The sequence below is a fragment of the Mycobacterium sp. OAS707 genome, from assembly GCF_014873705.1.
Classification (GTDB): Bacteria; Actinomycetota; Actinomycetes; order Mycobacteriales; family Mycobacteriaceae; genus Mycobacterium.
Genome location: NZ_JADBDS010000002.1, coordinates 473,645 through 488,597, shown reverse-complemented (window position 1 = coordinate 488,597; position 14,953 = coordinate 473,645). Strand labels below are relative to the sequence as shown.

The 14,953-nt window shown below is 65.7% G+C and carries 15 protein-coding genes; 13 read left to right on the top strand and 2 right to left on the bottom strand.

Annotated elements, in window-relative coordinates; all coding sequences use genetic code 11:
* The first annotated feature begins 5 nt into the window (after positions 1–5).
* Positions 6–770, top strand: coding sequence for a polyprenol monophosphomannose synthase (locus tag GGC64_RS13190; RefSeq protein WP_192722960.1), 765 nt, complete (start codon positions 6–8; stop codon positions 768–770).
* Between the two features lie 3 nt (positions 771–773).
* On the opposite strand, the gene GGC64_RS13185 is transcribed toward GGC64_RS13190, so the two are convergent.
* Complete coding sequence (locus tag GGC64_RS13185; protein WP_015307550.1) at positions 774–1,112, bottom strand: RNA polymerase-binding protein RbpA; 339 nt, start codon at positions 1,110–1,112, stop codon at positions 774–776.
* 123 nt (positions 1,113–1,235) lie between these two features.
* Here GGC64_RS13185 and GGC64_RS13180 point away from each other — a divergent pair, with 123 nt between their 5' ends.
* The 9 genes from GGC64_RS13180 (at position 1,236) to GGC64_RS13140 (ending at position 8,738) form a co-directional block, all read left to right on the top strand.
* The gene (locus GGC64_RS13180) at positions 1,236–1,565 is read left to right on the top strand and encodes a hypothetical protein (protein ID WP_192722959.1); all 330 of its coding nucleotides are present in this window, start codon (positions 1,236–1,238) and stop codon (positions 1,563–1,565) included.
* Between the two features lie 66 nt (positions 1,566–1,631).
* Positions 1,632–2,843 carry an alpha/beta fold hydrolase gene (locus GGC64_RS13175; RefSeq protein WP_192722958.1) on the top strand — a complete coding sequence of 404 codons (1,212 nt, stop codon included), beginning with the start codon at positions 1,632–1,634 and terminating at the stop codon, positions 2,841–2,843.
* A 64-nt stretch (positions 2,844–2,907) separates the two neighbouring features.
* Complete coding sequence (locus GGC64_RS13170; RefSeq protein ID WP_192722957.1) at positions 2,908–3,624, top strand: hypothetical protein; 717 nt, start codon at positions 2,908–2,910, stop codon at positions 3,622–3,624.
* 147 nt (positions 3,625–3,771) lie between these two features.
* Complete coding sequence (locus GGC64_RS13165; RefSeq protein ID WP_225951876.1) at positions 3,772–4,557, top strand: ABC transporter permease; 786 nt, start codon at positions 3,772–3,774, stop codon at positions 4,555–4,557.
* A complete protein-coding gene (locus GGC64_RS13160; RefSeq protein WP_192722956.1) occupies positions 4,554–5,279 on the top strand; it encodes an ABC transporter ATP-binding protein in 726 nt (241 codons plus the stop codon). Before GGC64_RS13165 ends, GGC64_RS13160 begins: the two co-directional genes overlap by 4 nt.
* A gap of 11 nt (positions 5,280–5,290) precedes the next feature.
* Positions 5,291–6,307: an ABC transporter substrate-binding protein gene (locus GGC64_RS13155; RefSeq protein WP_192722955.1), complete on the top strand. Its 1,017-nt coding sequence runs from the start codon at positions 5,291–5,293 to the stop codon at positions 6,305–6,307.
* A 10-nt stretch (positions 6,308–6,317) separates the two neighbouring features.
* Positions 6,318–7,409 carry an LLM class flavin-dependent oxidoreductase gene (locus GGC64_RS13150; RefSeq protein WP_192722954.1) on the top strand — a complete coding sequence of 364 codons (1,092 nt, stop codon included), beginning with the start codon at positions 6,318–6,320 and terminating at the stop codon, positions 7,407–7,409.
* A gap of 19 nt (positions 7,410–7,428) precedes the next feature.
* Complete coding sequence (locus tag GGC64_RS13145) at positions 7,429–7,812, top strand: metalloregulator ArsR/SmtB family transcription factor (protein ID WP_192722953.1); 384 nt, start codon at positions 7,429–7,431, stop codon at positions 7,810–7,812.
* The gene (locus GGC64_RS13140; protein ID WP_192722952.1) at positions 7,812–8,738 is read left to right on the top strand and encodes a cation diffusion facilitator family transporter; all 927 of its coding nucleotides are present in this window, start codon (positions 7,812–7,814) and stop codon (positions 8,736–8,738) included. Before GGC64_RS13145 ends, GGC64_RS13140 begins: the two co-directional genes overlap by 1 nt.
* Here the strand turns inward: GGC64_RS13140 and GGC64_RS13135 are convergent.
* Entirely contained in the window at positions 8,728–9,411 is a 684-nt protein-coding gene (locus tag GGC64_RS13135) for a hypothetical protein (protein WP_192722951.1), read from the bottom strand. The genes GGC64_RS13140 and GGC64_RS13135 overlap by 11 nt on opposite strands.
* A gap of 77 nt (positions 9,412–9,488) precedes the next feature.
* On the opposite strand from GGC64_RS13135, the gene GGC64_RS13130 reads away from it, so the two are divergent.
* Genes GGC64_RS13130 through GGC64_RS13120 form a run of 3 tightly spaced genes read left to right on the top strand, consistent with a single transcriptional unit; the run spans position 9,489 to position 14,945 of the window.
* A complete protein-coding gene (locus GGC64_RS13130) occupies positions 9,489–10,997 on the top strand; it encodes a carboxylesterase/lipase family protein (RefSeq protein WP_192722950.1) in 1,509 nt (502 codons plus the stop codon).
* 53 nt (positions 10,998–11,050) lie between these two features.
* Positions 11,051–12,985, top strand: a complete 1,935-nt coding sequence (locus GGC64_RS13125) for a primary-amine oxidase (RefSeq protein ID WP_192722949.1) — start codon at positions 11,051–11,053, stop codon at positions 12,983–12,985.
* Positions 12,972–14,945 carry a phosphotransferase gene (locus GGC64_RS13120; protein ID WP_192722948.1) on the top strand — a complete coding sequence of 658 codons (1,974 nt, stop codon included), beginning with the start codon at positions 12,972–12,974 and terminating at the stop codon, positions 14,943–14,945. Before GGC64_RS13125 ends, GGC64_RS13120 begins: the two co-directional genes overlap by 14 nt.
* Positions 14,946–14,953 lie beyond the last annotated feature (8 nt).

Here is a 14,953-nt window from a genome sequence, read left to right as displayed (position 1 = left end):
GTCCCATGACCACCGGTCAGCGCCCGAGTGAGCGCACTCTGGTCATCATCCCCACGTTCAACGAGCGGGAGAATCTGCCGCTGATCGTCGGACGGGTGCACACGGCGCGCCCGGACGTCCACATCCTGATCGTCGACGACAACAGCCCGGACGGCACCGGTGACCTCGCTGACGAGCTGTCGTTAGCCGACACGGACCGGATTCACGTCATGCATCGGACGGCCAAGGACGGCCTCGGCGCCGCCTATCTGGCGGGTTTCGCGTGGGGTCTGAATCGCGAGTACTCGGTGCTCGTCGAGATGGACGCCGACGGTAGTCACCCGCCCGAACAGCTGCATCGGCTCCTCGACGCCATCGACAGCGGCGCCGACCTGGTGATCGGGTCGAGGTATGTGCCAGGCGGAGAGGTGCGCAACTGGCCCCGTCGCCGGCTCGTGTTGTCGCGCACGGCCAACGGCTACTCGCGAATCCTGCTCGGCGTCGACATCCACGACATCACGGCCGGCTACCGCGCTTACCGGCGAGAGGTCCTGGAGAAGATCGACCTGGCCGCGGTCGACTCGAAGGGCTACTGCTTCCAGATCGACCTGACCTGGCGCGCGATCAACAACGGGTTCATTGTCGTCGAGGTGCCGATCACGTTCACCGAACGTGAGTTCGGCCAGTCCAAGATGAGCGGATCCAACATTCGCGAGGCCCTGTTCAAGGTCGCGGAATGGGGTTTCCGCGGGCGCATGGATCGCGCCCGCGGCGTTGGTGTTACGCGCTGAGCGTCAGCTGCCGCGGCGGCGCGTCTTGATCAGATCGAGGCGCTCCTTGAGCAGCTCTTCAAGCTCCTCGACCGAGCGGCGCTCGAGCAGCATGTCCCAGTGCGTGCGCGGCGGCTTGGTCTTCTTGGGCTCAGGTGCATCGCCCTCGATCAGCGTGCCTTCCATGCCGTTGCGGCACAGCCAGGTGTGGGGGATTTCGGCGTCGTCGGCAAACGGAACGTCGAACTCCTCGCCGTTGTCGGTGCGGTACCGGGCGACCTGACGCGGCGCCAAGTCGTGGTTGCGGTCCGTCTCGTAGCTCACGGCTCCGAGGCGACTGCCCCTCAAGACACGATCAGCCATCGTCATCACTCCTCAATAAGCGCAATTTTGTCCGGATACTCAACGCAGCAACTCAGCGCGCAGTTCCCGACTCGACCGTTCATGATACCGGGATCCGCGGGCGGACCGGTTTACAGTCTGTCCGTGGCACGTCGTCTGAAGCCCTCGCCCTGTCGCTGGTGTGGTCGTGAAGTTGCCGACGCCGGGCTCGGCAGGCGCAGGCAATACTGCAGGCAGTCCTGCCGGCAACGTGCGTACGAACAGCGTGCCATGGTCAAGGGCACCTCACTGGCTCCCGATTCCGTCGTCCTGACCGCCGACGAGGCTTCCGAGCTCTCCGACCGCGTCTACCAGGTCAGATGCGCCGCCGAGGATGTCGCGATCGCCATCGAAGAAGGGGCCGACGGGGCTGAGCTCCGCGAGTTGTGCGACGCGCTGATGCGGGCGGCGAAGGCGGCCGACGGCTGGCGATAGCCAGCAACCTGATTCCGCAGTGAACACCGCGGGCCGGACACCCGTTCTACGATTGCCAACGACAAGATGGGGAACGCGGTGTCCGTATCACCTCCAGAAGCCGGCGTGTGGCGCTTCGGCGCCTTTGTTCTCGACACGCAGCGCTACGAACTGCGTTCCGGCGATGACGTGATCCGCGTAGAGCCCCAGGTGTTCGATGTGCTCACCGAACTGGTCCGCAACGCGCATCGGTTCGTGACGAAAGAAGAACTGTTCGACACCGTCTGGGGTGGCCGCTTCGTCGGCGAGGCCGCGTTGACCAGCCGTATCAAGGCCGCGCGGCGGGCACTGGGCGACGACGGGGAATCGCAGCGCTACATCAGGACCATCCGCGGCCGCGGCTACCAATTCGTCGGCACGCTCGCTGAAGATCCGGCGACCGAACCGGAGCCTGCGCCGCCGCGCCAGCACATCGCGTTCTGCCATGCCGCCGACGGGGTGCGGCTGGCCTACGCGGTGGCAGGGGAGGGGCCGCCGCTGGTCCGGGCGGCTAACTGGATGACGCACCTCGGCTATGACATCGAAAGCCCGGTGTGGAAGCACTGGGTGCGCGACCTGTCGATGAAGTATCGATTCATCCGATACGACGAACGCGGTTGTGGCCTATCCGATTGGGATGCAACCGATTTCACTTTCGACGACTGGGTGACCGACCTGGAGTCAGTGGTCGAATCGCTTGGCCTTGAGCGCTTTCCGTTGCTCGGCGTTTCGCAAGGCGGCGCGGTCGCAGTGGCCTACGCGGCCCGCCACCCGGAGCGCGTCAGCCATCTGGTGTTGTGCGGAGCGTATGCGCGCGGCCGTGGGGTGCGGGCGGTCGGCGACGAGGAAAAGCGGGCTGCGGCTTTGGATCTCGACCTCGCCCGCGTCGGCTGGGGGCGGGATGATCCCGCGTTCCGTCAGGTGTTCGCGGCCCAGTTTCTGCCCGACGGCACCCGCGCGGACTGGGCAGCCTTCGATCAGCTGCAACGGCGCACCACCTCGCCGGAGAACGCGGTGAGGTTTCTCGAGGAGTTCGGCCGCATCGATGTTCGCGACCTGGCGCGGGAGGTGTCCTGCCCGGCGTTGATCATGCACTCTCGCGACGACCACCGCGTGCCCATGCGATTCGGCGAGGAGTTGGCCGCGCTGATCCCCGATTCGAGGCTGGTTGCGTTGTCCAGCAACAACCATCTGCTGACCGCCACCGAGCCTGCGTGGCCGGTGTTCTTGGCCGAGGTCGAGACGTTCCTTGCGGTCTGAGATCTCCACGCAATCTCCATACATTCTTCATGTGAGTTGCCTGTGAGCCAATCATGCTGGTGACATGAAAAAGCACCTCCGCACCCTGATGGTGGGTGTCAGCGCGCTTCTCGCCCTTGGCGCCCTGTCCGCATGCTCCGGCGCAAAGAACACCGAAGCGACCAACACATCCGAGGCGATCACCACACCGTCCTCCGCGACGGCCAAGCCGTTTCCTCAGTCGGCAAGGTATGTCGCCGACATGAAGGCGGCCGACGGCAAGACGATGACCATCGGCATCTCCGTCGACGGCACTTCGATAGCCGCGTATGCCTGCAACGGCACCGACGATGAAGCCTGGTTCTTCGGCAACCAGGCCGACGGCAGGCTCGACATCAAGTCGCGCTTCCGCGACACACTGCAGGCGGAATTCAACGGCTCAGACGTGGCAGGTGATTTGACGATGAACGGCGTCGCCTACAAGTTCACCGCCGCGCCCGTGTCGGGTGTGGCCGGCATGTACACCGCGGCTTTCGAAGGTGTGCGGGCATCGTGGGTGGTGCGTGCGGACGGAACCGCGATCGGCGTTCAGTTCAACACCGGCAGCATCACCGGCCGCGACTTCGAACAGGCCGAACTGCAGCAATTAAACGAACAGCAGTTCCGTAACGGCGTTCGCAACAAGCGGCAGCTGCAGCAGGCCGCGCAGATCCAGTTTCTGCAGAACAAAACGGCAAGGTCCACGATCAACGACCACGATGTCACCCCGACTCTGGTCAACGGAACCTTCCGCCTCAGTTAACGAATGGTTTTGTCGCCCAACGACCCAGCTCGATGTTCCGGCTGGGCCGTTGGTCTTTGCATCACCCAGAATCAAACCCTTCAGCGGAGCTACCGCAACGCGTAGCGTCGGCTCACCGTGACTGTCTCTGCCGAGCCGGCCGTGCCGTTGGCGTCCACCACGCCTGCCGTCAACCGCCGGTGGGCCCATCGCAAGTGGGCGGTGATCCGCCTCTTGTCGCCGCTGGTCCTGTTGGGCGTATGGCAGCTCGGCAGCGCCGTTGGATTGATCCCGCAGGATGTGTTGCCCGCACCGTCATTGATAGTCGACGCCGGCGTCGAGTTGATCGAGAACGGTCAACTGGCAGATGCCTTAAAGGTATCGGGCATTCGGGTGATCGAAGGCCTGCTTCTCGGCGGATTCCTCGGCGTCGCGCTGGGCACCGCCGTTGGCTTGTCGCGGTGGCTCGAGGCGACAGTCGACCCGCCGATGCAGATGATCCGTGCGCTGCCGCACCTCGGCTTGATCCCGTTGTTCATCGTGTGGTTCGGCATCGGCGAGTTGCCGAAGGTGCTGCTGGTCGCACTCGGTGTGAGCTTCCCGTTGTACCTGAACACCTTCTCGGCGATCCGTCAGGTCGACCCGAAACTCTTCGAAACCGCCCAGGTGCTCGGCTTTTCGCTGTGGCAGAGGTTCCGCAACATCATCGTGCCCAGCGCCGCTCCGCAGGTCCTCGTCGGCCTGCGGCAGTCACTGGCGATCGCGTGGCTGACGCTGATCGTCGCCGAACAGATCAACGCCGACAAGGGAATCGGCTTTCTGATCAACAACGCACGTGACTTCCTGCGCATCGACATCATCATCTTCGGGCTGATCGTCTACGCGCTTCTTGGCATCGGCACCGACGCCGTCGTCCGCACGCTGGAACGTCGAGCATTGAGGTATCGCACATGACCATTGCCGCCGAACGTCGCGTCGCCGTCGCGGGCGAACTCCGGAATGTGAACAAGTGGTACGGCGACCATCACGTCCTCACCGACGTGTCTATCCGGGTTGCGCGCGGCGAAATCGTGGCGCTGATCGGACGCAGCGGCTCAGGTAAGTCGACCGTGCTGCGCGTGTTGGCAGGCCTGTCGAGCGGTCACACCGGAGAGCGCGTGGTGTCCGGGGCTCCGGCACTGGCGTTTCAGGAGCCAAGGCTGTTCCCGTGGCGTGACGTCCGAACCAACGTCGTTTACGGGTTGACGCGCAGCACGATCCCGCGAACCGATGCGCAGGCTCGCGCGGATCGAGCGTTGGCAGATGTCGGCCTGGCCGACCGTGCCGCCGCGTGGCCACTGACGCTGTCTGGTGGTCAGGCGCAACGGGTTTCGCTCGCACGCGCGTTGGTGGCCGAACCCGAGCTGTTGCTGCTCGACGAGCCGTTCGGCGCGCTGGACGCGCTGACACGGCTGAGCATGCGTGCGCTGCTGCTCGACCTGTGGCGTGAACACGGGTTCGGGGTGCTGCTCGTGACGCACGACGTGGACGAGGCGGTCGCGCTGGCCGACCGGGTGGTCGTCCTCGAAGCCGGACAGGTGATCCACACGCTGACAATCGACCACCCCCGCACAGTGGGGACAGAGACCGAGCGTTATCGCATCGAGCTGCTCGACCAGCTCGGTGTTCAGATCTGACAAGGGATTTCATGCGTAGAACATTGGTCATCCTGCTCGCGACGGTTGCACTGTTGTCGGGCTGTGTGTCACGGCAGGACAATGCGGGCGCCCAGCAGGCGCCGGCGACGGTCCCTCTGTCCGAATTATCCGGTCTCACACTGCAAGTCGGCGATCAGAAGGGCGGAACGGAAGCGCTGCTGCGGGCCGCGGGCGCACTCGACAACCTGCCGTACCGAGTCGCGTTCTCGACATTCACCTCCGGCCCGCCGCAGGTGGAGGCCGCCACGGCAGGCAAGATCGACTTCGCGATCACCGGCAACTCGCCGCCGATCTTCGGCACGGCGTCGAATGCGAAGGTCAAGGTCGTCTCCGCATACGACGGCGGCGGAAACGGCGATCAGATTCTGGTGCATGCCGATTCGCCGATCCGGTCGATCGCTGATCTGCGAGGCAAGAGCATCGTCGTCGGGAAGGGCAGCTCAGCACACGGCCACATCCTGGGTCAGCTGGAGAAGGCCGGGCTTTCGACATCCGACGTCAAGCTGGTGTTCCTGCAGCCCGCCGACGCGCTGTCGGCGTTCAGGCAGCACCAGGCCGACGCCTGGGCGATCTGGGATCCGTACACCGCGCAGGCCGCCGCGCAGCTGCCCGTGCGCAGCATCGGCCAGGCCAGAGACGTCACCAACGGGTATTGGTTCGGTATCGCGTCAGATGCGACGCTTGCCGACCCGAAGCGCAACACCGCGCTGGCCGACCTGCTGGTGCGCTACGAGAAGGCGGCGCGGTGGGCCAAGGACCACCCGCAACAGTGGGCGGACAGCTACGCCGCTGCGGTCGGACTGGATCCCAAGGTCGCGGCGGTGGTGCAGGGTCGGAGCTTGCGATTGCCCACCGAGTTGGACGACGAGATCGTCGCATCCGAGCAAAAGCTGGCCGATCTCTTCGCCTCGTCGAACCAAATCGCTTCACCCGCACCGAAATTCGACAACTGGGTGGACCGCCGGTTCAACGACGTGTTGCGCCCCTTGTTCATCAGCACCAATTAGGAGCCCCGACGTGCCAGCCAAATTCTTCTGGTTCCTGCCCACCAACGGCGACAGCCGCTCGATCGTCGGCGCGTCGCACGCGTCGTCACACCACACGCTGCCTGCGAACTATCGGCCCCCGAGCCGACGGTATCTGGCCGAGGTGGCTCGGGCCGCCGACCGCCTCGGCTACGAGGGCGTGCTCACACCGACGGGAACATGGTGTGAGGATGCCTGGCTGACCGCGTCGGCGCTGCTGGCCGAGACCGAACGGCTGAAGTTTCTGGTCGCGTTCCGGCCAGGCTTGGTGCCGCCGACCCTGGCCGCGCAGCAGACGGCGACGTTGCAGCGGTTCTCGGAGGGGCGTGTGCTGCTCAACATCGTCAGCGGTGGCGACGATCTGGAGCAGCGCCGCTTCGGCGACTGGCTCAGTCACGACGAGCGCTACGCCCGCACGGGGGAGTTCCTGCACATCGTGAACTCCGTGTGGCGCCAGGACTCCGTCGACTTCGAGGGCAAGTACTATTCGGTTGCCGATGCGCGGGTGTCGGAGCCGCCGGATCCGTTGCCGCAGATCTACTTTGGTGGCTCCTCGGCTGCCGCGCTGCCAATCGCCGCGGAGTACGTTGACGTCTATCTGACATGGGGCGAGCCGCCGCAGCCGGCGGCGGCCAAGATCGCGGCGGTCCGCAAGCTGGCCGAAGAGCGGGGCCGCAGCGTCCGGTTCGGTATCCGCCTGCATACGATCAGCCGCGACACCTCCGCGGCGGCCTGGGCTGTCGCCGACGAATTGCTGGCCGAACTGACACCGGACCAAATCGCCAAAGCCACTGAGCTGCATGCCAAGTCGGAGTCCGAGGGGCAGCGGCGGATGACCGCACTGCACGGCGGCCGAGTGGACCAGTTGGAGATCTACCCGAACCTGTGGGCAGGCGTCGGCCTGGTCCGCGGCGGAGCGGGCACGGCGCTGGTAGGCAGTCACGAAGAGGTTGCGAACCTGATCTACGAGTACCACTCGCTTGGCTTCGACGAGTTCATCCTGTCCGGCTATCCCCATCTGGAAGAGGCTTACTGGTTCGCCGAGGGTGTGCTGCCCCTGCTGAAGCAGAAGGGCGTCGCCTGACACGCGCTATTATCTGCGTATGAATGCAGATAAGAAGGTCTGCGGCCGGCGGCTGGCCGACGAGCAAGCCGATCTGGTTGTCGAGGTGTTCCGCATGCTGTCGGACTCCACGCGCGTTCAGCTGCTCTGGGCGCTCGCCGACCGCGAGCTGTCCGTCAATGACCTGGCCGCACGTGTCGGCAAGCCGGGGCCCTCGGTGTCTCAGCACCTGGCCAAGCTGCGGATGGCGCGGCTGGTCCGAACCCGGCGCGAGGGCACCCAGGTGATCTACCGGCTGGAGAACGATCACGTCCGCCAACTCGTCACCGACGCCGTGTACAACGCAGAACACGCGGCGGGCGGCGTGCCCGCGCATCACCTGGACGACGGCGAGCTGCGGGTGCTGCACGAGGGAGCGGTCTGATGGGCCTCACTCACAGTCATGACCACACGAACAGCCTCGACGACGCCATGCGCGACAGCGCCGAGGGTATCCGCGCGGTGAAGATCAGCCTGGTGGTGCTCGGCCTCACCGCGGCGGCGCAGTGCGTCATCGTCGCGCTGTCGGGCTCGGTCGCGTTGTTCGCCGACACTGTGCACAACTTCTCCGACGCGCTGACCGCGGTCCCACTGTGGGTCGCGTTCTCGATGAGCCGCCGGGCCGCCACCCGGCGTTACACGTACGGGTTTGGCCGAATCGAGGATCTGGCCGGGCTGTTCGTGGTTGCGGTGATCGGGATCTCGGCGGTGGTGGCCGCAGTCGAGGCCATCCGCCGGCTGATCGATCCCACCCCGTTGGCGCATCTGGGCTGGGTCGCAGCCGCAGGCATCGTCGGATTCCTCGGCAACGAAGTGGTTGCCCTTCACCGGATTCGAGTGGGCAAGCGAATCGGGTCGGCGGCGCTGCGGGCCGACGGAATGCATGCGCGCACAGACGGTTTGACGTCGCTGGCGGTGGTCGCCGGTGCCATCGGCGCGGCACTGGGATTTCCGGTGGCCGACCCGATCGTCGGGCTGGTCATCGCTGCTGTCATCGTCGTCGTATTGGTGTTCGCGGCGCGCGACGTTTTCGGCAGGCTGCTGGATCGCGTCGACCCTGATCTGGTCGAGAACGCCGTCACGGTGTTGGCCGCCCGGCCAGGAGTTCGCGCGGTCCGACGGGTCAGGATGCGCTGGGTTGGCCATCAGCTGGAAGCCGACGCCGAACTCGACGTCGATCCGGGACTGAACCTGGCCGAAGCGCACGCTGTCGCGCACGGCGCCGAACATGAACTGGCCCATAGCATTCCGAAGCTCACATCGGTGATCGTGCACGCCTATCCGGCTCATGAGGCCGTGCTCAGCAGCTGAACATCTGGCCGATCTGCGGGGGAGCGGTTGCCGGTTGCAGACAGCCGAACACCTGCACGCCCGCGTCGCTGAACCTGGCCGCGGACTGGTGTGCGTAGTTCACGCACACCAACCCGGCCTGGTCGCTGCGGCAGCGGTAGTCGCCGAACGCCAGCGACTGGCCGTACGGGAGTTCCGGTCCCGAGCCCGCGGTGAAGCGGCCGGGGTCGCCGTGCACTGAACCGATCTGCACGCTCATGCCGTCGTAGTCGACCCAGCCGCCCTTCCACTGTCCGTAGGCGTCGTCGGGCCGCGGCGGCGGATTCGTCAGATCCACCAGGCACGCCAATGCGCCCTGGCTGTACTTCGCGTCGGTCATGCAGTTGGTCTTGCCCGACGGCGTGACGAACGCGACGTCGTCGCCGAGATCTGTCGTCGCGCCGTCGCGGGTCGCGGAGTGAAATTGTGTCGCGTCGGCAGCCCCGCCCGCCTCAACCCACGCGATGACATCGCGCATCGGTGCTCCAGCCCCCGGTGCCTTGGCAGCCGTGGTCGAGGTGGGCGAAGTCGTTGAAGGTGCGGCGTGCGTTGTGCTCGGCGGGACCGTCAACGACGGCGTCGACTGTTCCCCGGCCACGGTGTGTGAGCACCCCGCCACCAGCACAGACGCCGCGATCAGGGCAGCAATCCGCATAACGGCCAAGGCTAGCGGCCCGACACGCAATCGCTGGCCAGGCGCGGCGGCGAGGCTCTTTCGATACCGTCGAAGTCATGCACGAGCATGTTGTCCGCGCAACCATCGAGTCGGGCACGGTCGAGGGCTTCACCCGCGACGGCGTGAATCGGTGGCGGTCCATACCGTATGCGCGCCCGCCGGTGGGGCCGCTGCGTCTGCGTGCGCCCCAGCCCGTGGAGCCGTGGCGGGGCGTGCGGTACTGCCACGGATTCGGCTACTGCTCGCCGCAGCAACGCATGTACACGATGGTCGCTCCCGGCAAATACCAGCCGATGGGTGAGGACTGTTTGACGCTCAACGTCGTCACGCCCAAGCGTCCTTCGGATCAGCCGTTACCGGTCATGGTGTTCATTCACGGCGGCGGCTACTTCATGGGCAGTTCGGCGACACCGGTCTACGACGGCGCAGCGCTGGCGCGCAAGGGTTGTGTGTATGTCTCGGTGAACTACCGCCTCAACGCGCTGGGCTGTCTGGACTTGTCGTCGCTGTCCGACCAGAACATCACCATCGACGACAACCTGTTCCTGCGTGACCTGGTGATGGCGCTGCGCTGGGTGCACGACAACATCGAGGTGTTCGGCGGCGACCCCGGCAACGTGACGATCTTCGGCGAGAGCGCAGGCGCACACGCCGTCGCCACGCTGCTGGCGGTGCCCGCCGCCAAAGGCCTTTTCGCCCAGGCGATTTCGGAGAGCCCGGCCGCGGGAATGGTGCGTTCCCCAGAGATCGCAGCGGAATACGCAACGAAGTTCGCTTCGCTGCTGGGCGCGGGGAGGGAGGACGGCGCCAGCGCGGTGATGGCGGCGCGACCGGCGGACCTGGTCAACGCGTTCGAGCAGCTGGTGCGGCAGGGGCAGCGCGAGATGCTCGGCGCGTTTGCCGCCGGGCCCACTCGCGGGACCGAATACTTGCCGCTGGATCCGGTCGAGGCGATGAGGGCGGGCACCGCGCATCGCGTGCCGCTCATCGTCGGCACCAATGCCGAGGAGGCCAGGTTGTTCGGCCGTTTCCTGAATCTCCTGCCGATGACCGAGCCGACGATCGAGCGCCTGTTGGCGGCGGTGGAACCCGGTGAGCGCGAACGCATTACCGCCGCATACCCGGGCTACCCGAATCCTGCGGCATGCATTCAGTTCGGCAGCGACTTCGCATTCGGCTCGGCGGCGTGGCAGATCGCCGAGGCGCACAGCTGCCACGCGCCGACCTACCTCTACCGCTACGACTACGCGCCGCGCACGCTGCGCTGGTCGGGGTTCGGCGCGACGCACGCCACCGAGTTGTTGGCGGTGTTCGACGTCTACCGCACGACATTCGGCAGGCTGCTGACGGCGGCGGCCGACCGGCGGACGACGTTGCGGGTCAGCGACGACGTGCAGACCCGCTGGCGTGCCTTCGCCCGTACCGGAGTCCCGGGACAGGACTGGCCGGCATACAACAGCGAGGACCGGGCGGTGATGGTGCTGGATCGGCGGCCCCACGTCGAATACGACCCACACGCCGACCGCAGGCAGGCATGGGAAGGCTTCTCGCTGGCAACGGGCTGAGGCCGTCACCGAATTGGCTGCGCGGCGTGACGCCGGTGTGATTGCGTAATCCCGTGGCTCATCCACTGGATCCGCTCACTGGCGAAGAGTTTCTGGCGGTCGCGTCGATCCTGCAGCGCGAACACGGCGTCGGTGACGGCTGGCGGTACGCGTCGATCGAGTTGGCCGAACCGAGCAAGACCGAACTGACGTCGTTCGACGACGGGGGGCCGCCTCCGGCGCGACGGGCCGAGGTGATCTGTCTGCAGCGGTCGGTCAACGCCACGTACAAGAGCCTCGTGTCGTTGACCGACAACCGCGTCGAATCGTTCGAACACATTCCCGGTGTGCAGGCCAACTTCACCGTCGATGAGTTCGTGGAGTGCGACCAGTTGCTGCGTAGCCATCCTGACCTGATTGCGGCGCTGGCCAAACGCGGTATCACCGAGATGGACCTCGTATTCTTCGACACGTGGACGTTCGGCGACGCCGTGGCCCCGCCGCAGTGGCGCGACCGGCGGCTCGGCTGGTCGGACACCTGGCTCAAGGCGGTGCCCGGCGCCAACCCGTACGCGAACCTGATCAGCGGGCTGCACTGCGTGATCGATCTCAATTCGATGGAGCTGCTGCGGGTCGAGGACTCCGGTCCTTTCTCTCAGACCGGCGTCGAGAGACCCCGCGTGATGGGCGAATACGTGCCGAGCCATATACCGGACCACATTCGGTCGGCATCGCGCCGCGATCCACTCAAACCGTTGCACATCGCCCAGCCAGACGGGCCGTCGTTCACCTTGGACGGCCACCAACTGCAGTGGCAGAACTGGTCGCTGCGCATCGGCTTCAACCACCGCGAGGGGATGACGCTGCACACCGTTCGCTACCGCGACGGCGACCGGAATCGCTCAGTGGCACATCGTTTGTCGTTCGCGGAGATGATCGTGCCCTACCGCGATCCGTCGGTCGATCATTACCGGCGCACCGCCTTCGACATCGGCGAGTGGGGCCTTGGCTTCATGACCACCTCGTTGGAGCTCGGCTGCGACTGTCTTGGCGAGATCCGTTACCTGGACGCGGTTTTGCACAACAGCAAGGGCGAGCCCTACACGATCGCCAATGCGATCTGCATCCACGAGGAAGACGCCGCGGTGCTGTGGAAGCACGTCGACCACGACATCGGCGCCGAGGTGCGCCGGATGCGTCGGCTGACGATCTCGTTTCACGTCACCGTCGCCAACTACGAATACCTGGTGTACTGGCGGCTACACCAGGACGGCAACATCGAATGCGAGGTGCGGGCCACCGGCATCATGGTGACCACGCCGCTGGCACCCGGGCAGGCGCATCCGAACGGCACCCTGATTGACGAGCGCACGTATGCGCCGTTCCATCAACACTTTTTAGTCGCACGCCTCGACATGGACATCGATGGCTGCGACAACACCGTCTACATGACCGAGTCGCACGCGGAAGCGGTCGGTCCCGATAACCCGCACGGACTTTCGCTCGTCGTGCGCAATGTGCCGCTGCGCACCGAGAGCCAGGCGAAGCAGGACGTGAACTTCGCGACACAACGCTGCTGGAAGGTGGTCAACACCAACGTGGTCAACGGTCTGGGCACCCACCCGTCGTACAAATTGGTCCCCAGCGGAGCGATTCCGCCGATGTTCGATCCCGAATCACCGCTTCTGGAACGTGCGAGCGTGATCGGCCACACGCTGTGGGTGACGCCGAACTGCCCCGACGAGCGCTGGCCTGCAGGCGAATTCGTGAACCAGTCCAAGAAAGACAACGGGCTGGGCCGGTGGACGCTGGCAAACCGGTCGATCGAGAACACCGATGTGGTGATGTGGTACGTCTTCGGCATCCATCACATCACCCGGCCAGAGGACTGGCCGGTGATGCCGGTCGACGTGGTGTCGTTCTGGCTCAAGCCATTCGGGTTCTTCGACCGCAACCCGGCACTGGACGTGGCCGGATCTCACACATCGGCGACCAGTGCACACCACTGACGTGGTGGAGCGGCCCGCCGATCTGACGGCCGAATGGCTGACCACCGCACTCGGGGTGCCGGTGAGCGATTTCGCGTTCGAGCGCATCGGTACGGGCCAGATGAGCGAGTGCTACCGCGTAGCACTGTCCTACGCCGATGGCGCCGACGGCCCAAAGTCAGTGGTGCTCAAGGTCGCCGCCACCGACGCGGTGAGCAGGCAGACGGGCCTCGCTCTTGGTCTGTACGAACGAGAGGTGCGGTTCTACACCGATATCGCACCGGGCATCGACGGGCCGATCGCGCCATGCCATCACGCGGCCTTCAACACCGACACCGGCGCGTTTCACCTGCTGTTGGGCGATGCCGGCCCGGCCGTCGTCGGCGACGAAATCCGCGGAGCGACAGTCGAACAGGCCAAGCTGGCGCTGTCAGAGTTGGGCCGGGTGCATGCGCCGCTGCTCGGCGATGCGGCAATGGCCAAAGCAGACTGGCTCAATCGCCAGTCCCCGATGAACCAGGCGCTGATCGCCCAATTGTATGCGGGATTCGTCGACCGATATCGTGACCGCATCGCTCCAGCGCATCGCGACGTGTGTGAGCGGCTGGTCGCAAGCTTCGACGCATACGTCGCAAGCGAATCCGCTCCCGAGCGGCCGCACGGACTGGTGCACGGCGACTATCGGCTGGACAACATGCTGTTCGGTGAGCAGGGCGCCGACCGTCCGCTGACCGTGGTGGACTGGCAGACGGTGGCATGGGGCCCGGCCATGACCGATGTGGCTTACTTCCTCGGATGTGCGCTGTCCGACGAGCCGCGCCGCGATCACTATGACGCGCTGTTGCGCGCCTACCACGACAGGCTCGGCGCCTTGATCAGCCTCGACGACGTGCGCGAAGGGGTGCGGCGGCAGAGCTTCTTCGGCGTCATGATGGCGATCGTCTCGTCCATGCTCGTTGCACGAACCGAGCGCGGCGACGACATGTTCATGGTCATGCTGGAGCGTCACTGCCAGCATGTGCTCGACTGTGATGCGCTGGCAAACCTTCCCGAACCTGTTGTGGTGCAACCGCTTACACCCGAGACGGCCGACGAGGGCCCGCACGAGGGCACCGACGAACCGTTCTGGAACGAGAGTTGGTACTTCGACTTCGCCGACGTGGATCAGGGTGTCGGCGGCTGGATCAGGCTTGGGCTGTATCCCAACCAGCAGACGGCGTGGGTCAACGCATTGCTGTGCGGTCCTGACATGGCGACTGTGGCAATCAACGATTTCGAGGCGGCGCTGCCTGAGGATCCGGCGGCGGTACGAGGCGACGGCTATGAGTTGAGGCTCGTCGCGACGGACCCCCTGCGTACCTACCAGGTGCAGGTGCGGGGACAGGGGCAGGCATACGACGATCCGGCGGCGCTACTGCGAGGTGAGGCAGGCCGACCCGTCGAGGTTGCGATCGATCTGGGCTGGACGACAGCGGGCACGCCGTACCTGTACCGGATCACGCCGCGGTATGAGATTCCCTGCACGGTGTCCGGGACGTTCATCGTCGACGGCAGCGAGGTGTCCGTACGCGCGGTTCCCGCCCAGCGCGACCACTCGTGGGGCGTCCGCGATTGGTGGGCAATGGACTGGGTGTGGAGCGCACTACATCTCGACGACGGCACGCACCTGCACGGCGTGGACATTCGCATTCCCGGCGCGCCGCCGTTCGGCATCGGGTACGTACAACAGCCCGGCCGGCCGCTTGCCGAACTACAGGCTGTCACGGCGCGGGAGACGTTCGGCGACAACGACTTACCGACCGCGACCACGATCGCCTATGGCGACTTGACCGCTACGGTCGATATTCGCGGGCACGCCCCCGTGCTGCTCACCGCCCCCGACGGGCGGATCAGCCACTTCCCGCGGGCCTGGGCGATGGTCACCACTGACGACGGCCGCAGCGGCGTCGGCTGGGTGGAATGGAACCGCAACCAGCACTAGCGTTCCGC